The organism is Gracilibacillus xinjiangensis, assembly GCF_042651765.1.
Lineage (GTDB): Bacteria > Bacillota > Bacilli > Bacillales > Amphibacillaceae > Gracilibacillus > Gracilibacillus xinjiangensis.
On sequence record NZ_JBHSDT010000008.1, the window covers coordinates 1,014,797 to 1,041,214 of the forward strand.

26 protein-coding genes and 1 other annotated feature are annotated in these 26,418 nt (G+C 36.0%); of the genes, 1 reads left to right on the forward strand and 25 read right to left on the reverse strand.

Annotated features, from left to right (window positions below; translation table 11 throughout):
• Nucleotides 1-21 precede the first annotated feature (21 nt).
• From ileS to ACFOY7_RS16435, 8 genes are all read right to left on the reverse strand, one after another.
• Nucleotides 22-2,784 carry an isoleucine--tRNA ligase gene (gene ileS / locus ACFOY7_RS16400; RefSeq protein ID WP_390253505.1) on the reverse strand — a complete coding sequence of 921 codons (2,763 nt, stop codon included), beginning with the start codon at nt 2,782-2,784 and terminating at the stop codon, nt 22-24.
• Nucleotides 2,785-2,841: 57 nt separating this feature from the next.
• Nucleotides 2,842-3,069, reverse strand: a binding site (T-box leader).
• A 48-nt stretch (nt 3,070-3,117) separates the two neighbouring features.
• Nucleotides 3,118-3,627: a DivIVA domain-containing protein gene (locus ACFOY7_RS16405; RefSeq protein WP_390253507.1), complete on the reverse strand. Its 510-nt coding sequence runs from the start codon at nt 3,625-3,627 to the stop codon at nt 3,118-3,120.
• Nucleotides 3,628-3,711: 84 nt separating this feature from the next.
• Nucleotides 3,712-4,485 carry a YlmH family RNA-binding protein gene (locus tag ACFOY7_RS16410; protein WP_390253509.1) on the reverse strand — a complete coding sequence of 258 codons (774 nt, stop codon included), beginning with the start codon at nt 4,483-4,485 and terminating at the stop codon, nt 3,712-3,714.
• An 18-nt stretch (nt 4,486-4,503) separates the two neighbouring features.
• The gene (locus tag ACFOY7_RS16415) at nt 4,504-4,773 is read right to left on the reverse strand and encodes a YggT family protein (protein WP_390253511.1); all 270 of its coding nucleotides are present in this window, start codon (nt 4,771-4,773) and stop codon (nt 4,504-4,506) included.
• Nucleotides 4,774-4,778: 5 nt separating this feature from the next.
• Nucleotides 4,779-5,198, reverse strand: coding sequence for a cell division protein SepF (locus ACFOY7_RS16420; protein ID WP_390253513.1), 420 nt, complete (start codon nt 5,196-5,198; stop codon nt 4,779-4,781).
• A 13-nt stretch (nt 5,199-5,211) separates the two neighbouring features.
• Nucleotides 5,212-5,898, reverse strand: a complete 687-nt coding sequence (locus tag ACFOY7_RS16425) for a YggS family pyridoxal phosphate-dependent enzyme (RefSeq protein ID WP_390253515.1) — start codon at nt 5,896-5,898, stop codon at nt 5,212-5,214.
• Between the two features lie 20 nt (nt 5,899-5,918).
• Entirely contained in the window at nt 5,919-6,710 is a 792-nt protein-coding gene (gene pgeF, locus ACFOY7_RS16430; protein ID WP_390253517.1) for a peptidoglycan editing factor PgeF, read from the reverse strand.
• A gap of 85 nt (nt 6,711-6,795) precedes the next feature.
• Nucleotides 6,796-7,068 (reverse strand): YlmC/YmxH family sporulation protein, encoded by a 273-nt coding sequence (locus ACFOY7_RS16435; protein WP_390253519.1) that lies wholly within the window; start codon nt 7,066-7,068, stop codon nt 6,796-6,798.
• A gap of 154 nt (nt 7,069-7,222) precedes the next feature.
• Between ACFOY7_RS16435 and ACFOY7_RS16440 the strand changes: the two genes are divergently transcribed.
• The gene (locus tag ACFOY7_RS16440; RefSeq protein ID WP_390253521.1) at nt 7,223-7,393 is read left to right on the forward strand and encodes a YfhD family protein; all 171 of its coding nucleotides are present in this window, start codon (nt 7,223-7,225) and stop codon (nt 7,391-7,393) included.
• 52 nt (nt 7,394-7,445) lie between these two features.
• Here ACFOY7_RS16440 and sigG read toward each other — a convergent pair whose 3' ends face one another.
• From sigG to rsmH, 17 genes are all read right to left on the reverse strand, one after another.
• Nucleotides 7,446-8,225 (reverse strand): RNA polymerase sporulation sigma factor SigG, encoded by a 780-nt coding sequence (gene sigG, locus ACFOY7_RS16445; protein ID WP_390253523.1) that lies wholly within the window; start codon nt 8,223-8,225, stop codon nt 7,446-7,448.
• An 84-nt stretch (nt 8,226-8,309) separates the two neighbouring features.
• Nucleotides 8,310-9,029, reverse strand: a complete 720-nt coding sequence (gene sigE / locus ACFOY7_RS16450) for an RNA polymerase sporulation sigma factor SigE (RefSeq protein ID WP_390253525.1) — start codon at nt 9,027-9,029, stop codon at nt 8,310-8,312.
• Nucleotides 9,030-9,049: 20 nt separating this feature from the next.
• Entirely contained in the window at nt 9,050-9,985 is a 936-nt protein-coding gene (spoIIGA, locus tag ACFOY7_RS16455) for a sigma-E processing peptidase SpoIIGA (protein WP_390253527.1), read from the reverse strand.
• Between the two features lie 301 nt (nt 9,986-10,286).
• Nucleotides 10,287-11,426: a cell division protein FtsZ gene (ftsZ, locus tag ACFOY7_RS16460; protein ID WP_390253529.1), complete on the reverse strand. Its 1,140-nt coding sequence runs from the start codon at nt 11,424-11,426 to the stop codon at nt 10,287-10,289.
• 72 nt (nt 11,427-11,498) lie between these two features.
• The gene (ftsA, locus tag ACFOY7_RS16465) at nt 11,499-12,785 is read right to left on the reverse strand and encodes a cell division protein FtsA (RefSeq protein ID WP_390253531.1); all 1,287 of its coding nucleotides are present in this window, start codon (nt 12,783-12,785) and stop codon (nt 11,499-11,501) included.
• A gap of 229 nt (nt 12,786-13,014) precedes the next feature.
• Complete coding sequence (locus tag ACFOY7_RS16470) at nt 13,015-13,365, reverse strand: small basic family protein (RefSeq protein ID WP_390253533.1); 351 nt, start codon at nt 13,363-13,365, stop codon at nt 13,015-13,017.
• A complete protein-coding gene (locus ACFOY7_RS16475; RefSeq protein ID WP_390253535.1) occupies nt 13,365-14,090 on the reverse strand; it encodes a DUF881 domain-containing protein in 726 nt (241 codons plus the stop codon). The genes ACFOY7_RS16470 and ACFOY7_RS16475 overlap by 1 nt, the downstream gene beginning before the upstream one ends.
• A 5-nt stretch (nt 14,091-14,095) precedes the next feature.
• Nucleotides 14,096-14,782: a DUF881 domain-containing protein gene (locus ACFOY7_RS16480; protein WP_390253537.1), complete on the reverse strand. Its 687-nt coding sequence runs from the start codon at nt 14,780-14,782 to the stop codon at nt 14,096-14,098.
• Complete coding sequence (locus tag ACFOY7_RS16485) at nt 14,779-15,567, reverse strand: cell division protein FtsQ/DivIB (protein WP_390253539.1); 789 nt, start codon at nt 15,565-15,567, stop codon at nt 14,779-14,781. The genes ACFOY7_RS16480 and ACFOY7_RS16485 overlap by 4 nt, the downstream gene beginning before the upstream one ends.
• Nucleotides 15,568-15,741: 174 nt before the next feature.
• Nucleotides 15,742-16,845 (reverse strand): stage V sporulation protein E, encoded by a 1,104-nt coding sequence (gene spoVE, locus ACFOY7_RS16490; RefSeq protein ID WP_390253541.1) that lies wholly within the window; start codon nt 16,843-16,845, stop codon nt 15,742-15,744.
• A gap of 93 nt (nt 16,846-16,938) precedes the next feature.
• Nucleotides 16,939-18,285 carry a UDP-N-acetylmuramoyl-L-alanine--D-glutamate ligase gene (murD, locus tag ACFOY7_RS16495; protein WP_390253543.1) on the reverse strand — a complete coding sequence of 449 codons (1,347 nt, stop codon included), beginning with the start codon at nt 18,283-18,285 and terminating at the stop codon, nt 16,939-16,941.
• Nucleotides 18,282-19,268 carry a phospho-N-acetylmuramoyl-pentapeptide-transferase gene (gene mraY / locus ACFOY7_RS16500; protein WP_390253545.1) on the reverse strand — a complete coding sequence of 329 codons (987 nt, stop codon included), beginning with the start codon at nt 19,266-19,268 and terminating at the stop codon, nt 18,282-18,284. Before mraY ends, murD begins: the two co-directional genes overlap by 4 nt.
• Before the next feature lie 41 nt (nt 19,269-19,309).
• The gene (locus ACFOY7_RS16505) at nt 19,310-20,767 is read right to left on the reverse strand and encodes a UDP-N-acetylmuramoyl-L-alanyl-D-glutamate--2,6-diaminopimelate ligase (protein WP_390253546.1); all 1,458 of its coding nucleotides are present in this window, start codon (nt 20,765-20,767) and stop codon (nt 19,310-19,312) included.
• 100 nt (nt 20,768-20,867) lie between these two features.
• Nucleotides 20,868-22,793 carry a stage V sporulation protein D gene (locus ACFOY7_RS16510; protein WP_390253548.1) on the reverse strand — a complete coding sequence of 642 codons (1,926 nt, stop codon included), beginning with the start codon at nt 22,791-22,793 and terminating at the stop codon, nt 20,868-20,870.
• Between the two features lie 76 nt (nt 22,794-22,869).
• The gene (locus tag ACFOY7_RS16515) at nt 22,870-25,020 is read right to left on the reverse strand and encodes a penicillin-binding protein (protein WP_390253550.1); all 2,151 of its coding nucleotides are present in this window, start codon (nt 25,018-25,020) and stop codon (nt 22,870-22,872) included.
• 11 nt (nt 25,021-25,031) lie between these two features.
• The gene (gene ftsL / locus ACFOY7_RS16520; protein ID WP_390253552.1) at nt 25,032-25,415 is read right to left on the reverse strand and encodes a cell division protein FtsL; all 384 of its coding nucleotides are present in this window, start codon (nt 25,413-25,415) and stop codon (nt 25,032-25,034) included.
• Complete coding sequence (gene rsmH, locus ACFOY7_RS16525) at nt 25,415-26,392, reverse strand: 16S rRNA (cytosine(1402)-N(4))-methyltransferase RsmH (protein WP_390253554.1); 978 nt, start codon at nt 26,390-26,392, stop codon at nt 25,415-25,417. The genes ftsL and rsmH overlap by 1 nt, the downstream gene beginning before the upstream one ends.
• Between the last annotated feature and the right edge of the window lie 26 nt (nt 26,393-26,418).

A 26,418-nucleotide genomic window follows, 5' to 3' on the forward strand; every position in this document is an offset into this window, starting at 1 on the left:
CACATAATGATGTAACATTACCTATCCTTCCATTACATCTGCAAAGTGTTCTTTTACCACTGATGCACATCGTGTACATAATGTCGGGTGATCTTTATCTTCCCCAACAGTGTCGGAAATAACCCAACAACGTTCACATGTATCCCCTTGGTGCTTACTAATATTTAATGTAACAAACTCATATTCTTTACCTGAGTCCAAGTTATCCACTATTTCTACATGTGAAACAATTAATAACTGGTGTAAATGAGCAATTTGTTGTAAAATTTCAGCAACTCGCTCGTTTTTGGGTTGAATTTGTACGGAAGCTTCTAAAGACTTTCCAATTATTTTTTCAGCACGAGCTTCTTCGAGGCCTTTCAAGATGTCATCACGGATTTGCATAAATTCATCCCATTTTTCAATAAGCTGATCTGCATTAGTAATTTCCCGTGATTCCGGCATATCACATAATTGCACTCGCTCCTCTGCTGCATCCGGAATATATGTCCATACTTCTTCCATTGTATGAGTTAAAATTGGTGTTAAAAGCTTAACTAAGGATGTAACAATTTCATAGTATACTGTTTGAATACTGCGTCTTCTTGGATGATCTTCTGCCTCAATATAAACAACATCTTTAGCAAAATCCAAGTAGAAAGAACTTAGGTCAATACTGCAAAAATTATGAATCGTTTGATATACTGTCGAGAAGTCATAAGTCTCATAAGCTTGTCGTGCTTTTGCAATAACTTTTTGCAATTTCACTAACATATATTGATCGATTTCTTCTAAGTCATTATCTGCCACTTTATGTTTTAAGCTGAAGTCACTTAGATTTCCTAATAAGAAACGGAAGGTGTTGCGAATTTTCCGGTAACCCTCTGATGTTTGCTTAATAATATCGTCAGAAATGCGTACATCCGCTTGATAATCTACAGAAGCTACCCATAAGCGAAGGATATCTGCACCGTATTGTTTCATGATTTTCGATGGAACGACAACATTACCAACAGATTTACTCATCTTGCGGCCTTGACCATCTAAAGCAAACCCATGAGAAATAACAGTTTCGTACGGGGATTTACCTGTCACTGCAACGGCTGTAGAAATGGATGAGTTAAACCAGCCACGATATTGGTCTGAACCTTCTAAATAAACATCGGCAGGCCTTTGTAATTCTTCCCGATCATTTAATACACCCTGGTGTGATGATCCTGAGTCAAACCATACATCCATAATATCTGTCTCTTTCGTAAAGTTGCCATTAGGACTATGTTCTGAGGTAAATCCTTCTGGTAATAAATCTTTTGTCTCCCATTCAAACCAAATATTCGATCCATGCTCTCTAAATAGTTCTGCAACATGGGCAATTGTTTCATCAGTAATGATTGGAGTCCTATCCTCCCCGTAAAATACTGGAATGGGAACACCCCAAGTACGTTGGCGGGAAATACACCAATCCTCACGGTCACGTACCATATTATATAATCTTGTTTCCCCCCAGTTTGGTACCCAATTAATTCGTTTGATTTCCGCTAAAATTTCTTCCCGAAAATCCTTGATGGAAGCAAACCACTGATTCGTTGCACGGAAGATCGTAGGTTTCTTTGTACGCCAGTCATGTGGGTAGGAGTGTGTAATAAACTCCATTTTTAATAAAGCACCATTTTCTTCGAGTTTTTCTGTTACTTTTTTATTTGCTTCATCGTAAAATAATCCTTCGAACCCTGGTGCTTCATCAGTAAAGACACCTTTCTCATCAACTGGACATAAAACGCTCAAACCATATTTTTTACCGACAATAAAGTCGTCTTCACCATGACCCGGCGCGGTGTGTACGAGCCCTGTACCACTTTCAGTTGTAACATGCTCACCTAAAATAATTAATGATTCTCTGTCATAAATAGGATGCTGTGCCACAAGGTTCTCTGCTTCCACACCTTTAAATGTTTGAACAATTTCGGCATCCTCCCATTCTAAAGTTGTTTTCACTTGTTCTAACATGTCATTGGCAATAATGAATTTTTCTGTACCTACTTTTATGACAGCATATTCTAAGTCCGGGTGAAGGGAAATCGCTAAATTAGCTGGAATTGTCCAAGGTGTTGTTGTCCAAATGATAAATTTCTCATCACCATTTAACAGATCTTTTCCGTCTTTTACTCCAAATGCTACATAGATAGAAGCAGACCGTTTATCTTGGTACTCAATCTCTGCTTCCGCTAAAGCAGACTCAGAAGATGGTGACCAGTACACTGGTTTCAATCCTTTATAAATATAACCTTTTTTCGCCATTTCGCCGAATACTTTAATTTGTTCTGCTTCATATGCTTTATCTAAAGTAATGTAAGGATTTTCCCAATCGCCACGTACCCCTAACTGTTTAAATTGTGTCCTTTGATTATCGATTTGTTTTAATGCATACTCCGCACACTTTTGACGAAATTCAGCAATAGTCATTTTTTTGCGATTTACTTTCTTTTTAGCAAGTGCTTGCTCAATCGGTAAACCATGTGTGTCCCAACCTGGTACATATGGCGCATTGAAACCTGTCATCGATTTATACTTTACAATAAAATCTTTCAACACTTTATTTAATGCATGGCCCATATGGATATCTCCATTCGCATATGGCGGTCCATCATGAAGAATGAACAGTTTTCGACCTTTAGTTCTTTCTTGAACTTTTTCGTATAGTTTCTCCTGTTCCCATTGTTCTTGTAACTTCGGCTCTTTATTTGGCAGATTTCCACGCATTGGGAATTCTGTCTTTGGCATGTTTAATGTTTGTTTATAGTCCATTAAAATGTCCTCCTTCACATATTTTTCCTGCAAATAAAAAAAGTTCCTCACATCCCAAAAAGGGACGAGAAGAACTCGCGGTACCACCCTTATAAATAATAGCATTACATCACTACTATCCACTCGAACATCCGTAACGAGAATGACACGACTATCCCTACTTTGTCATTTCAGAATAGCTCCTCATGGGTGATTTTCAATTAATGGTCTAAATTAGGCTCACACCATCCCTAACTCGCTCTTCTTAGTTGTCCATTAATCTACTGTCCCAATCAATGAATTAATCATATTAGTTGAATAAAATTATAGAAAATAAATCCGATTTAGTCAAGATTAATAATTGCTTGGTTCTGTTTCCTGTTGTTCTACATCATCAATTTCTGTTTGAAAAAGCCCATCCCAATCATCATTTTCAATTAAATCTAATTGTGCTTCGACTAACATTTTCAATCTTGTACGGAACACTTTTGCCTGCTTTTTTAATTCTTCCACTTCTAAGGAAATCTTTCTTGATTTATGTAAAGCTTCATTAATAATTCTGTCTGCGTTTTTTTCCGCTTCTTTTATTATTAATTTTGATTCTTTCTTCGCATTTTCTTTCACTTCTTCTGCTGTTTCTTGAGCAACAAGGATTGACTTATTAAGTGTTGACTCAATATTAGAAAAATGACTTAATTTCTCATTTAACTGATCAACCTGTTCTTTTAATTCCTTTTTTTCTCTAATTACTAATTCGTAATCCTTAATAATTTGATCTAGAAATTCATTTACATCATCTTCATCATATCCCCGAAACCCTCTTGCAAATTCTTTATTGTGGATATCAAGTGGTGATAAAGGCACGGCGGCCACCTCCTAATTCTAGTAGTTCTAACTTCTATAGTATCATATTAATTAGACAAAACAACGAAAAATCCTGCATAAATACTATAATAATTTTTCAAAAGTAATCCGTTGTTTGTCTTTTTTTGTTTTACCTTGTAATTCCTTTAACCTTGTCCTGCCTTTTCCCCTGACAGATAACATATCTCCCTCTTCCAATACATAGGCAGCTTGTTCAATTGTCTGGAAATTTACTTTCACATAGCCTTTTCTAATTAGATCAAGAGCCTGCTGTCTAGATACCTGATACATTTCTTTAATCAGAACATCCAATCGTAAAGAGGAACATGTTGCACTGTATTCCACCCATTCATTATTGCTTGCTGCCAGCTTAGAAAAAGGAGTAGGTTGGAACTGAACATTCGCCTTTTTTATTGACGTAACATTTGTTGTTAAATATGTAGTGATATCTTTTGCAACTACTATTTGAATATATCCATCATTAATGGCAATATCTCCAAGTTTCTTCCGTTGAATACCTGCGGAAAGAAATGCCCCTAAAACATCGCGATGCTCGATCGAAACAAACTTTTCAGGGAAATGAGCTTGCAATAACTCTACTTCAAAAGAACCTTGCGTTATTTCTTCATAAAAAGGTGTGAGAATTGCCCGCTTTCGCTCTGCATCATCCCACGCACCGAAAAATTCCAGTTGCAATGTTTCATCATGGCCAATTAACGACTTAAATATTCTTTGCTCTCTGGGATGAAGGAAATCCGTTAGTCTAGAAACGTAATGGTGTGTAACTTCATCTCGCCATGATAGCACTTGATCAATAAACGGGTATTCCTCTTCTCTAAAATGCTGATATAAATCCATTGACTCACCTAACTTATACTAAAATAAAAAGTTAAAAAACAAATAATCTAATCCCATCTTTGCGAATCGTAAAACGAAAATCGCAACAATTGGTGAAATATCAATCATACCACCAATTGGAGGGATTATTTTGCGAAATGGTTCTAAATATGGTTCAACAATCCTTCCTAACATTCTACCGATTGAAGATTCTCTCGCCCCCGGGAACCATGACATTAAAATATAAATGATAATTGCATATGAATATAATTCAAATGCATAACCCAAAATTTGCCATAATGTAATCATTAAATTTACCACCTTTGATCTGGATCAAAATCTTCCATAACTTCTGTAATATTCCCACTAATTTCAACATGGTCAGGTGTACAAAGAAAAGTCTGTGCACCTAATTTCCTAATATGTCCTGACATTGCATAAACAGTACCACTCATAAAGTCGACAATCTGTCGTGCTTGCTGTGCATCTACTCGTTGCAGGTTCATAACAACAGAGCGACGGTTAACAATATGATCAGCTATTTCTTGCACTTCATTATAAGAACGGGGTTCACAAAGTACAAACTTAGAGCTGGGCTGAACTGTTTTTAAACTAACCACATTATTTCTTTCTTCAGGCTCACCTGGTTCATCCTTTTCCTGGATTTCTTCATGAATGATTTCATATTCATCCTCTAAACCAAATAAGTTCTTAAACTTTCCTTTCATACTCATCAATTACACACCTCTATTCATCATAGGGCCCCACTAGTTCTGAACCAATACGGATATGGGTAGCACCTTCTTCAATTGCTATCATATAATCATTACTCATTCCCATTGAAAGGTAGTGACATGGTGCATGAGCCCATCCTTTTTCTTCAATTTCATCACGTAAGTTTCTTAGCTTACCAAAGGTATTTCTAAGGATTTGTTCATCATCAACATACGGTGCCATTGTCATTAATCCAACCACTCGAATATGCTCATATTGTGAAAGACTCTCAACGAAAGATAAAACATCACTTGGCGTAAGTCCATGTTTCGTTTCTTCACCACTCACATTTACTTGCACAAAACAATTGATGACACTATTTTCTTTTGCTCGCTTATTAATTTCTTTAGCCAGTGACACCCGATCCAGGGAATGAATAAAATCAATATGGTCAATCACTTCTTTTACTTTACGTGATTGCACAGAACCGATAAAGTGCCAGGTTGCTCCAGATTCTATTTCTGCTTTCTTTGCTAACAACCCTTCCATCCGATTTTCTCCTAAATGACTTACACCTGCAGCTACTGCTTCTTTCGCTCTTTCTATTGTAACATATTTTGTCACACCAATTAGTGTTATATCTTGCTCACTTCTGTTTACATTCTGGCATGCTTGTCGTATATTTGCTTGAATGGCTGCTAAATTATCTGCTACTTTCATTACTAGAAATACTCCTTTCCCTACATTAATCCAATAAACCCAAGCATCCTGCCTGTTTTTTGATCGTCTCTTCGATGGGAGAAGAAAAGGTCATCATGTGCAGTACAATATTTTGTTACATGAATATTAGATCCGGGAATACCTGTATCTAATAATTGGAGGTAATTTAGTTGCTTTAAATCTAAATAATAATGTGAATTTTCCAATCGGTAAACTTCATTGTATTTCAGTGGAACATGTTGGATTACTTCCTGACTGACTTGATAACACTTCTGGCAAATAGATGGTCCGATCACAATTTCTATCTGGTCTATAGAAAACCCTAGTTTGGTGAAATTATTTATTGTTTCTGCAGCAATATTTCCGACAGTTCCTCTCCATCCTGCATGAGCAATTGCTGCGGCATTATTGCCTGCAAGGAAAAATAATGGAACACAGTCAGCAAACAACAAGCAAGGTAACAGATCATTCTCGGTTATTATGAATCCATCTGTGTCACGTATGGTGTCAGATAGGGTAATAATCCCTTTCCCACGATCTTTTTTCGATACTCTCTCCACATTTACACCATGAGTTTGTTCTGCCATTACCCAATTTTCAATTGGCACATTGATTTTCTTTGCTAAGCTTCTCCTGTTTTCGAGGACATCATCATGGTTGTCTCCAACATGTAAGCCTAAATTATTACTATAATAATCACTCTGGCTCTGGCCGCCAAATTTTGTTGTAAAACCCCCGATAACATTATACTTTTTCATCCAATGATGAATGAAAAGAAGCTGCTTTGTGGTATCATGATAAAATGGTTCCATTAGATGACACCTCTCCTATTTTTCATCATTTTATCACATTTACGACATCGTTCACAATTTAAATCATACATCGACCAAAAAACTATTATGCATTATGTTTTTCCACTGGTTCATTAATATAAAGATTAGACTTTTTTACCAGGATTACATCTTGACCAATTCGCATTACATTTTCCCATGGGATAATTACTTCTCTTTCTTCACCAAATAAGCCAAGCATTTTTGATTTTGTTGCTACTATTAGATTTATAATTCGACCATAATCGACATTTATTTCTATATCTGTTACATGCCCCAGTTTTGTTCCATCCTCAATATAAATAATATCCTTCATCTGCATTGATGATAATGTTATCACTCACTCTCACCACCTTTTTATATCAATATATGATTATGGAAGTAAATTATGGTGCAGGATTTCAATAAAAATTTAGTATGCACCAAATTATTTCGCACAAAATAATGGTGAGAGAAGCTAAGTTTCTCCGATTACATCATAAGAGGGTGAAAACATGGGTAGAGATGACCATAAGAACAGAAAGAATAAGAATAACTTACCACAAACACCAAAAAATCAAAAAAGCGATGGTATTGATGTGGAATTTTCCGAAGAGTTAGCAGATACGGAAGACAGAGAAGCACAGATGAGAAGCAAGCGAGCAGATCAGCGTCAAAGCAAATAAAGTATATTTCCATCAACAAAGGGCAGTGATGGAAAAACCATCACTGCCCTTTTTATTCAAACATTTCCTTATTCATTTCTTTTATGGCAGCTTTTTCAAGTCTGGATACTTGTGCTTGTGATATACCAATTTCTTCTGCCACTTCCATTTGTGTTTTTCCTTGAAAAAACCGCTTGTTTAAGATCATTTTTTCTCGATTGTTTAATCTTCTCATACCTTCTTTTATAGATAAATAATTAATCCAATCATTATCTTTTACATTATCATCACTTACTTGGTCCATTACATAAATTGGGTCTCCGCCATCATTAAATATTGGTTCAAATAAGGACACAGGATCTTGTATTGCATCAAGTGCGAAGATGACATCTGTAACAGGAACATCGAGCTCGTTGGCAATTTCTACTGGAGAAGGATCCTTTGAAGTTTCACTCATTAACTTTTCTCTTGCATGCAAAGCTTTATAAGCGATATCTCGTAATGATCTCGAAACACGAATAGGATTATTATCACGTAAGTATCTTCTAATCTCACCAATAATCATTGGGACTGCATATGTTGAGAATTTAACATTTTGACCTAAATCGAAGTTATCAATTGACTTTAACAAACCAATACAGCCAACTTGAAACAAATCGTCACCATATTCTCCACGGTTATGAAATCTTTGGATAACACTTAATACTAATCGTAAATTCCCATTAACTAATTTTTCTCGTGCTGACTGATCTCCTGCTTGCATTTCCTTAAACAGCTTTCTCATCTCATCATTTTTTAAAACTGGTAATGTTGAAGTATCTACCCCACAAATCTCTACCTTATGTCTTGTCATATTGTACCCTCCCAATTGGAGATCCTTCTCAAAAATAAGTATCACCAATCGGAGGGTTTTTATGCATGTACCATTAATTAACAGTTACACCATCTTATTAAATTCTTTCTGTAATCTTTTAATAATTTTCTTCTCTAACCTCGAAATATATGATTGCGAAATCCCTAACATATCAGCTACATCCTTTTGGGTCTTCTCCTCGTTATTAACAAGTCCGAAGCGAAGTTCCATGATTTGTTTTTCCCGCCCGTTTAGTTGCTCCAATGCATTTCTTAATAAGACTTTATCAACATCTTGTTCTAAATCTTTAAATGTTACATCCTCATCTGTTCCTAATACATCGGATAGTAGCAATTCATTTCCATCCCAGTCCACATTGAGTGGTTCATCAAAGGATACCTCTGTTTTTAATTTATTATTTTTTCTGAGATACATTAATATCTCATTTTCAATACACCTGGAAGCATATGTTGCAAGTTTTATTTTCTTCTCAGGGTTAAACGTATTTATTGCTTTAATCAAACCTATTGTTCCTATACTAATTAAATCTTCAATATTAATACCTGTATTCTCAAATTTCCTTGCAATATAAACAACTAGTCTTAAATTACGTTCGATCAACATTGCTCTAGCTGCTTTATCACCTACTGGTAATTTATTGATTAATTCAAACTCTTCCTCTTTTGTTAATGGCGGTGGCAGTGCCTCACTACCCCCAATATAGAATACTTCATCTTCATGAAAACCCATTTTTTTCAAGATTTTATAAACGATGATTTTATATTTCATTTTTATATCTAACATATAATCACTCCCTTGTATATTCAGCCCACTTCTTGAAAAAGTTTTGGATGAAGTAAGCAATGGTAGCTATGGTCCCCGACTAATTGTCCAAATCTAATCCCAATAAGCACTTGCTGCACCTCAATTTTATTCCGTTTATCAATATGTATCACCAATTTGTCTGGGGAAAAAGCGATTAACCATTCCATTTTCCCACCGACCCCTTGATATGGGACGAGGCGGTAATTCTTATTAGAATGTGGTGTAATATCACCGTCTGCAATTTGTTCATACAATTGTTTAAGTTCCATTAATTCTTGTTCATTAAACGAATCATTTAAAAATGTCTCATCACAGATAATCACAGGTTTCTTTGAAATTGGGTCAACTAGTTGATTACCACTATCTACATAGCCAGATACCTGTACCTCTCGTTCACGCCAAATAATTGTAACCATGTACATAAAATCTCGTTTTAACTGGGTGTATTTATGCTTGTCCATCCTCTGTTTTGTAAATAAGTAGACAACAGGAAAACCAATCAATACGAAAAAACCATGAATTTGGGTTGGTTGTAATTGGCTGTAATAGCTATTCAATTCCTCTGTGTTAGTAAGATAATGGATCGCCAGCAACCCGCCGCCAATAGCGAATGTCATAAAGTAAAATGTAAATAAATGTTTGATGAATAGAGCCAGGTTGGTAAAGCCAAACGAGATAATGATGATTAGACAAGAATGGAGCACTTTTACATACCATGCTTCCAAATAGAGTTCTGGAATTAAAAGAGATAATGGAACAATAACAGAGCCTATAAAGCCAGCAAAGCAAATTCGATACCATTTTGTTTTGCTACACAAAACGGATTGGGTTAATAGGAGAATCATCCAGTCAATTCCCCAATTTATTAACCATATTAATTCAATATAAATAGTCACCAATGATCGCTCCATTAGAAAAACTTTATGTTGTTCCATAAGTATAGTGGATTAGAACAAAGAAGTCTGTCAAACTGAGGAAGGCAATGACATCTAATTTTTAGAACTTTACACACATATTGTTGAATTGTGAAATTTAAATATAGGTGAGGACTTATTTAGTAATTATACTGATTCAAATTACTAATCTAGGGGGCAGTAAGCACCATTCTAGAAATCCATGCTTTGATCAACAGCCCGATGCGAAAATCTATTCCAGCAGAAAATGTTCATATTTTCATAAAAAAGCTGCCTAATGTCAGGTATTTCTGACTTAGACAGCTTTTAAATCGTATTCTTATTATCTTCTTCTATTGCGATTTCTCAAGAATGCAGGAATATCCAATGTATCCTCCTGTTGTTTTGTTCGAGAGGAGGTGGTCGAAGCTGGGGTTGGTTCCTGTTTTTTTTCGTCCTTCTCCCGCTCACGAGCTACTGGTTTTTGCTGAAGAGCAGGTTTTGCTTTTCCTTGAACGTTTTTTAATTGTGTTTCGTCAAAACCTGTTGCAATTACAGTAACAACAATCTCATCTTTAAGGTCTTCGTTAATTACAGAACCAAATATCACATTAACTTCCTGATCTGCAGCAGATGTTACAATATCGGCAGCTTCCTGTACCTCATATAAACTCAGATTCGTCCCACCAGTAATATTCATTAACACACCATGAGCACCGTCGATCGATGTTTCCAGAAGAGGTGATGAGATTGCTTTTTTAGCAGCTTCTGCAGCTCTGTTTTCACCTGTAGCAATACCTATTCCCATCAATGCAGATCCTTTGTCAGCCATAATTGTCTTCACATCAGCAAAGTCAACATTGATTAAACCTGGGGTTGCGATTAAATCAGAGATACCTTGAACACCTTGTCTTAACACATTATCTGCTTCACGAAATGCTTCTAACATTGGTGTATTTTTATCAATTATCTCTAGCAATCTATCATTCGGAATAACAATTAATGTATCCACATTGCTTTTCAGTCCGTCAATACCAGTAACAGCTTGTGTAGCTCTTTTTCTACCCTCGAAAGTAAATGGCCTGGTAACAACACCTACAGTTAGTGCTCCTAACTCCTTCGCTACTGCAGCAATTACAGGAGCAGCACCAGTACCAGTTCCACCGCCCATACCAGCGGTAACAAACACCATGTCTGCACCCTTTAGGATTTCTTCAATCTGCTCTTTACTTTCTTCAGCAGCTTTGCGACCTACTTCAGGATTGGCACCGGCTCCCAATCCTCTTGTCAGCTTAGTCCCAATCTGCATTTTCACTTCCGCTTTTGATAAATTAAGTGCTTGCGCATCCGTATTGACAGCAATAAAATCTACTCCTTGAACACCATGCTCAATCATTCGATTTACTGCATTACTTCCGCCGCCGCCAACACCAATAACCTTTATTGATGCTAACTGGTCCATATTTGTATCAAAATCTAACATATAATTTCCTCCTAATTTGCTAGTTTTAGAGTCTGTCTGTTTCCACATTTAGTTACATTGCTGTAAATATTTTTAGTCGAAGAAATATTTAAACAAGTTAGCTAATTTAGGTTCTTTCTTCTCTTTTACCTTTTGTTCTTTTACTGGTTTTGATTTTTCGGATTTTCTTTGCTCAGATACTTCCACTTCTCTATTTGCTGAAATAGAACCTGAAAACTCTTTCCCTTGTATTTTCGCATTCTTGTAAGCAAATTTCAAGATGCCAATTCCAGCAGTATACTGAGGTTCCCTCACCCCAATATAATCCGGTATAGCAATTCTAACATTTGTTTGGTAAATTAACTGAGCCAAATCAGCTGAACCTGGCATACTCATTGTTCCACCAGTTAGTACAATACCACCCGGAAGATCATCATAACCCATTTTTTGAATTTCCCGAGCACTCATTAAAAGTATCTCTTCAAATCTTGCTTCAATGATATCAGCCAATTCTGCTTGGTTATATATTTCTTTTTGATTACTTCCAATAATATTAACGGATAATGTTTCTTCTTCGTTCGCATCATCATAGAACGCATAACCATGATCTAGCTTAATATTTTCAGCTTCTTCAGTTGTTGTCCTTAGACCTATAGACAAGTCTTTCGTGATGTTATTACCTCCAATCGGTAATACAGTTGTATCAGATAATGAACCATGTTCAAAGACTGAGACAGTTGTGCTGCCTCCACCTAAATCTAATAAAGCAACACCGAGATTCTTCTCGTCATTTGAAAGTGCTACTTCCCCTGTTGCCAATGGCTGTAAACAAAGATCTAGTACAGTTAGTCCAGCTTTTTCAACACATTTCAGGATGTTATGTAACATTGTTCGCGAACAAGTGATGATTGTTCCTTGCATTTCTAAACGCACGCCTATCATTCCGCGTGGATCTCTAATCTCATCCAATCCGTCAACAATAAACTGTTTCGGTATCACATCAACAATTTCTCTCTCTGGCGGAATAGACAAAACTTGTGCAGCATCCATCACCCGATGGATATCTTCTTCTTTTATTTCCTTATCCTCACTAGATACTGCCACAACACCGTGACATGGTTGTAATTGAATATGATTTCCATTAATCCCAACGACAACACGATCAATATGTACATCTACCATTCTCTCAGCTTGTTCTACTGCTGTTTTTATTGAATGAACTGTTTCATCAATATCAACGATTGCTCCCTTTTTCATTCCAAGTGACTTTGAAGATCCAACTCCTATTATATTAAGAGAGTCCCCTACCACTTCCCCAATAATGACTTTGATCTTCGATGTACCTATATCAAGGCTGACTAAAATTTCACTGTTGTCCATGAGGCACCTCCTATTTCTTATACATTAATTTAAGAATGATTGCATATAGTAAACTATGTTAAAAACTATTATAATAAAAGTTAAGCCATTTTTCATAATAATTCGAAAAATGTTTTCGAAAAAATTTAGTTTACTAGACATTCACATGATTTTTTCAATTCTTATACGTTCATTCGTATAAGAATCACCATTACATTATTCTACTTTATGTGATAAAATTCCGCCAATTTCAGTTATTTTTCTTAATCCGATGCTTTTCTAATAATACCCTTCTAATAATTGCCATGTTATTAAACAATCGCACACCAAATGCAAAGATTGCTGCCAAGTATAAATCGATTCCCAATTGAACACCAATAAATGCTAATAATGCAGCCAGTGATACATTGAAGAAAAAACCAGATACAAACACACTTTGATCAAATTTACCTTCCAATTGTGTTCGAATCCCCCCAAATAGAGTGTCTAAAGCTGCTAATACTGCAATGGATAAGTAGTTGGCATACACATCAGGTATTGTAATATTAGTTAAAAATCCTAAAACTAAACCTAAAATTAAAAACAAAGCCGGCAACAGCACTATGACCCACCTTCTTCTTGTGACTCAGATATTTCCAAACCATCTAAATCTATTGCACCATCGTACTTTGGCAATACTATTTCTGTAACTTTCTCTGTTTTTATATCAATATTTTCTAAAGCAAGATAGTCAATAGACTCACTTACTTCAATATGATTGATCAGACGTTCAGGGTCTGCGGTTAGTATATTGATTTCAATTGGCAAACTGCCGATCGGACTATTATTCACATAAACTCTCCCATTTACATTCCTAATCGGTGTAATATTTACCAACCTTTCTTGTTCAACTGCTATATCATTTGCACCATAGTCATTTAGTTGATTGATTAGAAATTGTAATAGTTCAGCAGTCAATTCCGGGTATTCCTGATAATTTTCATATTCTTGGAAGAGTGGCTGTAATGTAATCACTACACCCTCTCCTCTTATTTCGGTCAACCCTGCCTGTTCCTTTAATATTTCAATAGATTCATTTAATGATTTTATTTGCTGTCTTTCAGGTTGCTCTTGGTATTCTTGTAATAGTTCCTCGTTTGCAGCAATTTCAGTATAAAGAGTTTGCTGGATTTGCTGTTCTTGTTGCAAATCTGTTCTTATTTCCCATAAATCTCTAGTATCTCTTAATTCAGCAGATTGATTTGTTTGAAATAATATTGCGATCATAAAACCAATGATAAAACAGATTAAGCTAATCGATAATTTTCCGCTATTTGAAATTTTCATATAGATCACAATTCCCTTGCCTGCATTTCAATTAGTGATTTCTTCTCAAGTGCCACTTCCACATTTTCTTGAACTAACATATCAATAACACCATTCTTCAAATTCAAACTTACATCAAGCAAGTCTTGATCTCCAATTGCTGAGATAACAAAAGGTGCAGGGTATGTCCTGCCATCTATTGTAATGACAGGCCCTACACATGTAATATAACTGTCCCTGTAGATACGTTGACCATTAATTGCAATCGCCTTTGCACCTGCACTATATAATTCGTTAATAACTTGATGAACGTGTCGGTCATGAACAATATATTGATTTGCATGCTGATCACTTGGTATGTAACTGGAATCACTTAAAGTAATTTCAATTCCACTTCCCTGAACAGAGAGTTCGCCGACCAGTTTCTGTAATTTCGTTTTCGTTTCAACAAGAGTATGTAAAACATCTGCTTCAGAAGCTAGGTTCTGCTCTATCTCTTGAATACTTTGTCTAATACCATTCAACTCTGATCTAAGTTGTTTATTTGTGTCCTCAAGTTCAATCAGCTGCTTCCGATAGAAGTAATCACGTTCCCATTCATTTTCATTTAATTGTACTACATTATTATTTGATCGAGTTTGCTGGAAGCTAAACGTAATTAAAAATCCTAACACAAAGAAAACAAGTGCAAAGATTAGCTTTCTACTTTTCATTCTCTTCCCCCGTCTATTACTTCAGGTTGATTTGTACTGTAAGGCGTAAAGACTGCGCCGCCTTCATCAATTGTTATCACGCCTTCCACTCCTTTATCCAACTGATTGATGATCGAAGGATATGTTTTTAATAATGCTGAGAAGTTTCTTGCGGTTATTTCAACTTCATAGCCATCTACCATAAATAGTACCAGTTTCTGAGAGTTTGTGGGTGTAGGCGACCATTTGATTTCTGATATTAATGACTGAATATAACTAGGCAACTCATTCAGTTCTTTGGCAAGCTCTTGCAGATTTGGGTACTCTGATAAATTTCTTAACAATGGGGCTGATCTATTTATATTATTCATTGATACTCCATCTAATGTGTCACCATTTTCTAATAGTGGATAGACTAAATCTTCTTCTACTATATATCCTACATTGTTTAATTCTTCGATTTGAATAATAATTTTATTAGCAGGAAACTTTTTATCAATTGTTACAGTATGTATCAGCTGGTGCTGCTCTAATGCTTCTTCCAACTTCCCTGCTTGTACCGTCCAATAATTTGTGAAAAGATCTAATTCAGTTATTTCCAGGATCTCCTCTTCTGATACGAGATTTTCACCATTAATTTCAATACTGTTAACATGACTCAAAGGTGATTGGAGATAAACAACTAAAAAAACAAGCAAAAAAAATACTGTCAAATAGATAGCTAATTTACGATTTGTACGCTTTCTTCTTTCTCTTTTTAATTTTGGAATTCTATCTTCGATTGATACAACTCTTTTTTCCTCCATAGTTCAACTTCCCTTTTTTAATATAAAACTTAAATTGATTAGCTAATTCTACATGATAACCTGTAAATAGCAGACTTGAATTCTGCTAATTTCTTCATGTATGGAATCACTACCGTAACTCACCTCTAATTATAGCATATTGTTCCCATCAAACCATAATGTATCTTCCTTATTTCATTTCCTGTATTTGCTAACATTTAATAAAATTCCGACAGAGCATAAAGTTAGGGTTAAAGAAGAACCGCCATAGCTTAAAAAAGGTAAGGTAATCCCTGTTACTGGAATCAGACCAATTACCACACTAATATTAATCATCACCTGAATAGCAATCATACCTACAATACCGATTGATAACAATTTAGCAAATAAGTCTGGAGCCTGAAGTGATACAAGAATTCCGCGCCATACAAAAAGGAAGAATAATCCGATAACAAAAACCCCTCCAATAAATCCTAACTCTTCAGCTATTATAGCAAAAATAAAATCATTATGAGGTTCTGGTAAGTAGAAATACTTCTGTAAACTATTACCATATCCTACACCAAATAATCCTCCTGGTCCTATAGCATATAATGACTGAATAATTTGAAATCCATTACCTAAAGGATCTTGCCAAGGATCTAAAAATGCTGTAATTCGATTCATACGATACGGAGCTGATATAATTAGCAATAAAAATCCAAGAACACCGAAACCAGCTAATAATAAGAAGTGTTTCCAACGGGCACCAGCAACAAATAAAAGCAAAAAACTTGTTAGAAGAAATACCATACCTGTCCCCAAATCTGGTTGCAGCATTATAAGGAGAAATAAACCGACGATGGTGAGAAGTGGCGGAATAAAACCCCTTTTGAATTCTACTATCCGATCTTGAATGTTCACAAGATAGCCACTTAAAAAAAGAATCATGCCTAATTTCATAAATTCGGCTGGCTGAATACTAAATGCTCCAATTCCAATCCAGCTTCTCGCTCCACCTCTTACCATACCGATTCCCGGAATCAATACGGCAATTAACAAAACAATACATCCAATAAAGATCCATTTTCTGTATTTAATCCACTGAAAATATGGAACATTAGCTACAATAAACATTGCTATAACCCCTACACCTGCAAATAGAAGCTGACGTTTCACAAAATAAAAAGAGTCATTAAATTTATACTCTGCCCAAATATATGAAGCACTATAAACCATTAAAGTTCCTATTATTAAGATTGCTAAAATAAGAATAACTAAAAGCCGATCGACCGAATCTGTACGAATCCGATTTTCCATAAAAAAACCCCCTTATTCGATAGATATAAGGGGCAATTGTTATCATTATTAAATTGATCATCAAAGCATTAGATCATGGTAGACAAGCCCCTACTATAATCTATGCACAGATTCCATAAACATGTTTCCTCTCTCTTCAAATGTTTTATATTGATCCCAGCTGGCACATGCTGGTGATAATAAAATGACATCACCGGATTCAGAAAACTGGTAAGCTTTATTTACGGCTTCCTGCATATTGGCGACTAATGAAATAGCAGGAATAGACGCACTTAGACCAAGTTGTTCTAATTTTTTTGCCGTTTCTCCAAACAGCACTAGTGCTTTTACATTTTCCATAAATGGCAGTAAACTATCAAAATCATTCCCGCGATCTAATCCACCAGCCAATAAAATGATCGGTTGATCAAAAGATTGTAATGCTTTCGTTGTTGCTAATATGTTTGTGGCTTTTGAATCATTGTAGAATAACCTGTCATCTACATTTTTAACAAATTGTAAACGATGAGAAACTCCAATAAATGTTGTTAAAACTGCTCTTATCGCACTCGATGGGATACCTGCAATTTTTGCAACAGCAGTTGCAGCCAGGATGTTTTCAAGGTTGTGTGTGCCAACAAGTGCAACCTCTTTATAATTAATAATTTTTTCATTACGAAAATATATCTCCCCGTTATGCAGGATAGCTCCGTGATCCAGCTTCTTTTTTCTGCTGAAAGGGACTGTCTTACTCTTAGCTGATTGAATCATCTTAACAGTCCGTTCATCATCCGCATTATATACTAAGAAATCTTCTTCTGTTTGATTTTCAAAGATTTTTGCTTTTGCATTTTGGTAATTTTCTAGATTATTATGAAAATCCAGGTGTGCCTCAAAAATATTTAACAATACGGAAACGTTTGGTTTAAATTTTCTTGTACCTTCTAATTGAAAGGAAGATAATTCAACAACCATTGTTCGATCATCACTCATTGATTCCGCCACCTCTGATGCAACATGTCCAATATTTCCAGCGATCTCCACCGGAATTTTTGCTTGCTTATACATTTCGTAAATTAAAGTTGTTGTAGTAGTCTTACCATTTGAACCAGTAATTCCAACAAGACTATTAATATCAAAATAATGAAGCAGCTCGATTTCGGTAATAATTGGAATATCTCTTAACAGTGCTTGTTGTAAAAGAATATTTTCATAAGGAATCCCCGGATTTTTAACAATCACATCAATACCATCTATTAATGTTAAAGGATGGTCACCAACAACAACATCAATGCCCAAGTTCTTTAATTCGATCACATTTTCATCATGGATCGTTGCTTTTAAATCATTGACAACTACATTTCTATTATTTCGTGCCAGAATCTTGCTAACAGCCGTACCACTTTTGGCTAATCCTAGTACTAAAACATTTTTATATGGAAAATTATTAAGTTCTCTCATGCTGACCACACCTCGATATATATTCCTAAAATGGCAAATAAAACGCCCACAAGCCAAAAAGTAGTAACGACACGCCATTCACTCCATCCTTTTAACTCATAGTGATGATGTAATGGGCTCATACGAAAAACTCTCTTTCCTGTTGTTTTGAATGAAATTACTTGAATGATTACAGATAATGTCTCAATAACAAATACCCCGCCAATAATAACTAATAAGATCTCTAATTTAAGTAATATTGCTATTGCACCAATAGTTCCTCCTAATGCTAATGAACCAGTATCCCCCATAAAAACTTTAGCAGGATGCGCGTTAAAAACTAAAAATCCTAATAATGCCCCAACAACACTTAGTGAAAACAAGGTGATATTGAGGTTAGGCAAACCATACCACGCAAGAATGGCGAATGCGCCAAATGCAATAGCTGCAGTACCAGCCAGGAGTCCATCTAATCCATCAGTCAAATTCACAGCATTGGAGGCTCCCACTAACATCACAATAATAAAAACAGCATAAAACCAGCCCAATTCCATTTTCCAATCAGTGCCGGGTATCATTATACTCGTATCAAATTGTTGTTGTCTTAACACAATGTAGAAAATGATCGAAATAACGATTTGTCCAAGCAATTTCTGCTTAGAATTCAAGCCAAGGTTCCGTTTCATTACAACCTTAATAAAATCATCTAAAAATCCTAATAAACCAAATCCTAACAAAACTAATAGTAATAACCAGATCTCGTAATTTAACGTGCCACTATTTACTTTAGCTATAACAATAATACTTGTAATTGCAATACTTAGAATTATCATTAACCCACCCATCGTCGGAGTTCCGGATTTTTTCTGGTGGGATTTCGGTCCTTCTTCTCGTATACTCTGTCCAAATTTCAATCTCTTAAGAAAAGGAATAAAAATTGGGGATAGTAAGACGGTTATTAAGAATGCTATGGCTATTGTTATTAAAAAAGTATATTGACTCATAAATGTCCTCTCCTATCTTCTTACATATCCTAAAATAATTGTTAATCTTCTAAAAATTGTTTCGCGACTTTAACATCATCAAACTCTAATACACGTTCACCGATAATTTGATATGTTTCGTGCCCTTTACCCGCAATTAGTATAACATCATCTCTTTTTGCCTGGTCAATCGCTGCTTGTATGGCTTCTTTGCGATCAATAACTACTTGGTAGTTATCTGCTTCTAACGGACTGATCATGTCGTCTATAATAGCCTCCGGTGACTCTGATCGCGGGTTATCCGAGGTAAAAATAGCTTTGTCAGCATATTCGCATGCAATACCTGCCATTTGAGGGCGTTTTGATTTATCACGATCTCCCCCACAACCTACCACAACAAAAATTTGTCCTTTACAAAATGTCTTTACAGTTGTCAATACATTTTCTAATGAATCTGGTGTGTGAGCATAATCTACAATTAAGCCAATGCCCCGGTTGTTTGCAATTGGCTGGAATCTTCCCTTAACACCAGTAGTATTGTCTAAAACATCTTTAATAACAGATATCTCAATATTACTATAGTATGCAGCTGCTGCAGCTGCTAGCATATTATATACACTAAATAGCCCCATTAATTTACTATTAATTTTTACCGTTTCTGCAGGTGTATGTAAATCAAAAGTTACGCCATCTGCTTTAAGCTCAATATTTACTGCATAAAAATCAGCTTTGTCAGTTAAACCATAAGAAATGACTGGCTGGGCTGTTGCACGAGTGATGAATTCACTACTGGAATCGTCCATATTTATAATTGCAAATTTCCTCTGTTTATAATCATTTCCAAGCTGTGCAAATAACAAACTTTTTGCGAACAAATAATGATCCATTGATGGGTGATAGTCTAAATGGTCTTGTGATAAATTGGTAAAAACGGCTATATCAAAATCACAACCATGGACTCTACCTTGATCTAATGCATGCGAAGAAACTTCCATAATAGCGGCATCCACTTTTTCCTTTTCCATTTCTTTGAAGCTTTTCTGTAAGAATATTGCATCTGGTGTAGTATTTTTCACTGGTGTAACATGATCATTAATTCTCATTTCAATTGTTCCAATAAGACCTGTTTTTTGTTGGTTTCTTTTAAACATTTCTTCGATTAAATGTGTGACAGACGTTTTCCCGTTTGTTCCTGTTACACCTATTAAAGGAAATTTTCTTGTTGGAGAATCAAAAAAGGCATTTGCAATTATCGGAAGTACATGGGAAGTATCTTTCACTATAATTATCGGAACCTCAATGTCCAATTCTCTCTCAGCAAGGATTGCTGCAGCACCATTTTCATAGGCGGATTGCGCATACTGATGACCGTCTACTGTAAATCCTTTTATACAAATAAATAATGAGCCAGGCTTCACTTCTCGATGGTCTATTTCAATACTGTTTATAGTAACATCATCAAACAATGAATTTATCTGGAAACTCGGAATATGCTTGAGCAAGTTTTTTAAATTTTTCACACCTAATCACCTATACTTTCTATCTTCTCTTGTATCATGTCATTATAACAACTATCCTATTATACCAAAACTGTATCAACATATCGATAAATCTTTCTAACTATTTATCACCTAATACTAATCTTATTTTACTTCCTTCTTCCACCTTTTCTCCAGCTGCGGGAGCTTGATCGATAATATAGTCACCATCCCCTAATGTCTCAATTTGCAGGGAAATCATATATTCTGGAAGGTCACTTTTTGTAAGACCGATTAAGTTTGGCACCTCAATTGCAGGTTTATCTGGCCACTGATATGCCTTTTCGATGCCACCTTCTTGTTTCTCCACACCTAAGGCTCGCAAACTATCCTCCATAATTGTACCAACAATCGGTGCAGCAACCGTTCCACCAAATTGCACCGTCCCTTTTGGATTGTCTATCGCTACATATACAACTATTTCCGGGTCATTGGCTGGTGCAAAACCTATAAATGAAACGACATAGTTATTTTCCATGTATCGTCCATCTTCTCCTACTTTTTGAGCAGTTCCTGTCTTACCTCCAACCCGGTACCCTTCTACATATGCATTCCTTCCAGTTCCAACTGCAACCACATGTTCTAGTGCATCTCTGACTTGCTTGGAAGTATCTTTTGAGATTACTTTTCTTTTCATTACAGGTTCTTTTTCGTCAATAACATTTCCTGAAACCGGGTCCAGCAATGATTGCACAATATATGGTTCATATAAATAACCGCCATTAATTGCTGCGGATACTGCCATTACTTGTTGTATTGGCGTGACCGAAACTCCCTGACCAAACGAAGTTGTCGCTAATTCTACTGGACCTACATTATCTAATTTGAATAATATACCATTTGCTTCACCTTGCAAATCAATGCCTGTTTTGGTACCAAATCCAAAATCATTAATATAGGAGAATAGTTTTTCTTTTCCTAATTTCTGACCCAACACAATAAAACCGGGATTACAAGAATTTTGTACCACTTCTAAAAATGTTTGATGACCATGGCCGCCACTCTTCCAACAATGAAGGTGTGTGCCGCCAACTTCAATCGACCCACTGTCGATATATTCATCTTCTAATAAATCCACTTTATTTTCTTCTAGTGCTGCAGCAAGTGTAATAATCTTGAAAGTAGACCCCGGCTCATAAGTACTCCATATTGGCAGATTCCGATTATAAACTTCTGCAGCAATATCTTGATAATTCGCTGGATCAAAAGTAGGTCTGGAAGACATCCCAAGCACACTTCCATTATTTGGGTTAACCGCTATAGCAATCGCCCCATCCGGATTGTATTTTTCTACAGCTATATCTAATTCACGCTCGATAATAGTTTGTACTTGATGGTCTATCGTTAATTGGAGATTCATTCCATCTTGAGGAGGAGTATATTTGTCCGCTTTCTGTGCCAGCTTTTTACCTTTTGCATCACTATAAAAAGATAAACTGCCTTCAACCCCGCTTAGTTGTTCATCATAGGATAATTCCAACCCGGTCAATCCTTGATTATCAATTCCGCTAAAACCTAATACATGAGAGAGATAGGCACCATTTGGGTAATGTCTGACAGAATCCTCTGCAATATATATACCATCTAAATTTAAATTTTGTACTGCGACTGCTTTTTCTTCTGAAATTTTCCTGCCTTCAGGTTGCAGAATAACTATCCGTTCATTTTTCTTAATCGCATCTAAAGCATCTTCATACGGCATATCAAGGGCTTTAGAGAGTGATTGAGCTGTGCTTTCGGGTGAGGTTACTTGTCTTGGCACAACCATCACGGTTGGCGCGGATACATTCTCTGCAAGTACTTCTCCGTTTCGATCAACGATTTTCCCTCTTTCCGGCTCAAATACAATATCTCGGCTCCACAGAGCTTCCGCTTGTCCAATTAAGAAGTCAGACCATACCAATTGGACGTATCCCAGCCTAATGATTATAATCCCGATTACTATGAAAGCAAAAAGAAACACAGTGACAATTCTCTTCTGAATAATCATATTGGTGATCCGTTTCATAACATTACTCCTTTTATTAAAGAAACATTTGTCCCAATATATGATTTATCCGAATAGAATAGAACACTGTGAATATTTAATCTATTGTACTAGAAAGTTCTATCGATAATTCGTCATTACTTGAAATACTACTTCCCTGTTGTAAATCTTGCTTCACAACATAACCTTCACCTGACCAATTCATTTCGAAACCAACTAAACTTTGCAATTTAATGACATCTCTTAAAGACCATCCAGAAAGGTCCGGCATTTTCGGAGCATCTGTCAAAACATAAACCTTCTGATGTGCTGTGATTTCACTTCCTGCTTCCACACTTACATTGACAACATTATCACCATCGCCTATTACTACAGTCTGTATTCCAGCTTCCTCAAATTGGTCTGCTACATCTTTTGTTGTTTTGTTTTTCCATTCAGGAACTTTAATTATTGGAATAGATGGTGTTTTCTCCTGATCTGTATCAATGTTCAAATATCTTAGACTGTTCTCCATCACATTATTAAAGATAAAGGAAACTGGAGCGGAATCAGGTTCATTATCTTTTAATTCCGGCTGTTTAACAGACACATACATAATTAACTCAGGATCCTCTGCAGGAGCCATACCTAGGAAGGAGAATATATAATTTTCACGTCCAGTCATATAGCCGCCAGTTTCTGGATGAGGTATTTGGGCAGTACCTGTCTTCCCCGCTAGTGAATAGCCATCTAATTTATACCGCTTATAGCCAGTACCTTTTTCAGATGTTATAACTGTTTCTAACACTTCTAATGTTTTTTTAGCTGTTTCGGCAGATATAGGCTCACCTGCAACTTCCGTTTTTCCCTCTTGTAAAACCTTACCTGTGTTTGCATCGGCTATTTCTTTAATTATATACGGTTTTAGCATCTTTCCATTATTTGCAATAGCGGTAGCTGCCTTCATTAGTTGTATCGGGGTCGTTGTTGTACCTTGGCCAAATGATGTAGTTATTTGTTCAATTGCATAATTATATTGAATAACTCCCGCCACTTCTCCGTCTAAATCAATTCCTGATACTGTATCAAAATCGAATGCATTTAAATAGTCTAAAAACTTTGCTGGTCCGATCTTTTCATAGGCAAGCTTAGCTGCAGCCACGTTTGAAGATCTTTGTATGCCTTCTAGATAGGTTATAGGTCCCCAACCTTTACCCCAGTTATGGTCTCCAATTTGTTGAATATTTGCCCCTGCTTTATAAGTACCAGACTGAAAAGTGTCATTAGGATTCCAGACGCCTTCTTCAATAGCAGCAGCTAAAGTAAATATCTTCATGGTAGAGCCAGGCTCGAAAGGTGTTGATATGACATCATTGTACCAATTCTCTACATCCCCTAAATTATTTGGGTTATAACTGGGCCGGTTACTCATCGCTAAGATTTCACCAGTCTTAGCGTCCATTACAACAGCTGAAATCCGTTCAGGATTATATTGTTCTACAACTTCAGACATTGAGTCTTCTAATAATGTTTGAATTTTCTGATCCAGTGTCAAAATTACATTATCTCCATCAGCAGGCTCTTGAACAACTTCTTTAGGATTTAATAATTTCACATTGAATTTATCCCTTTGATAAGAAATATAGCCATCAGCACCTGTTAATATATCATTGTAATTTTTTTCAACACCACTAATCCCTACAATTTTATCATCGGTTTTATTGGTAAGGCCAAGTGTATTCGAGGCAAACATTCCATTTGGGTAGAAACGGATTACTTCATCATTGAAGTATATCCCTGGGAGATTTAATGCTTCAATCTCTTCCTTTTGCTGCTGGGTAAGCTCCTTGCCGTTATTGCCAAACTCCACTTGGAACCTTCCATTCTCTATTCCTTTATGAAGAATATCAGAAATCTCATTCTTATCCATATCAAGGATTGGTGCTAACCTTTTTGCTGTCTTATCAACATCTTGGACATGTCTTGGTGTCAATGGGTCACTCGTATACGCTTCATCTAGAACAGCATATATTCGATATACAGTATGATCTTGAGCTAAAGGCATGCCATTCCGATCATAAATCGTACCTCGCTTTGCCGGAATAGCATATTCGTTGGTCCTTTTCTCATCAGCTAACGCTTTGATATCGACTCCAGAGACCTCCCCTGTAACTTGGATAAACAAAAAACGTCCCAGAATAACCAGAAAACCAATGGAAAAAACACAAATCCAAACAACTGGTAAAAACTTTTCTATCTTTACTCTCATAATTGTCACCTTTACTCAGAAATTTCATCAGCTTGTTTCACTTTGGAGTTTTTCAATTCCAATCCATGTTCTTTTGCATTAGCGATAATTCGTTCAGGTTGACTTAATTCTTTCACTTCATAAGAAAGATTCTGGTTCATTGTTTGCTGATTGGATATATCTGTATTAAGTGTTTGAATATCACGATTCAATTGATCTAAAGTAGAACTGAAATGAACAAGATATGTAAGTGTAGCAATTAAAATACATGCACATAAAGAATAAATAAACTTCTCACCGCGTGTAACCCAACGTTTTGGAACAACTACTTGCTTCTTTACAACTGTTTGCTTTTTCTCTGTTTTTCCACGCCAATCTTCTTGTATTTGCCAGTTTTTAGCATGTTGAGTACTCATTATTCTTTTCCACCTTTCTCTTCATCAAAGTTATCGTTCAACTCTCTCACTTTCTCAGCAACACGCAACTTTGCAGATCGTGATCTGCGGTTTTCTTCTAGTTCATCATCTGAAGGAATAATTGGTTTTTTTGTTATCAATTTAAATGGTGGTTGAAACTCTTCAGGAATGATTGGGAAATTTTTTGGTAATGGAGGTACTGTACTCCATTTTTTAAATGCTTGTTTACATATACGGTCCTCTAAAGAATGAAACGTTATAACTGACAATCTGCCTCCTAAGTTAAGCATTGATGCTGCTTGATATATGGCCTCATGAAATGCGGTCAGCTCATCATTAACTGCAATCCGAATAGCTTGAAATATCCTTTTAGCGGGATGCCCGCCCTTTCTTCTTGCTGGAGCTGGGATGGCTTCTTTAATAATATCAACTAATTGAAAGGTTGTTTCGATTGACTTTTGGCTGCGTTCTGCTTCAATCTTACGCGCAATTTGCTTAGAAAACTTCTCTTCACCATATTTAAAGAAAATGGACACAAGTTGTTCGTAGCTCCATTCATTAACTACATGATAAGCACTAAGCTGTCGATCAATGTCCATCCTCATATCTAGTGGTGCATCGTGCTGATAACTAAATCCACGCTCCCCACGATCTAACTGAGGCGAAGAGACTCCAAGGTCAAATAAGAAACCATCAACTTTCATAATATTCCTGTTCTTTAACTCTTCTTTTATATTTCTAAAATTACTTTTCACAAATGTTACTTGTCCACTATACTGTGTTAAACGTTCACTTGCTGCTTCAATCGCTGTTTCGTCTTGATCGAAGGCGATTAAATGGCCTTTTTTATCTAACTGTTCCAGGATGTAAGATGAGTGCCCTCCTCCCCCTAACGTACAGTCTACATATATACCGTCTGGCTTAATATTTAACCCGTCAACAGTCTCTTTCTTCAAAACTGTGTAATGCTTAAACAAGAGGCCACCTCTTTTCTTGTTGATTA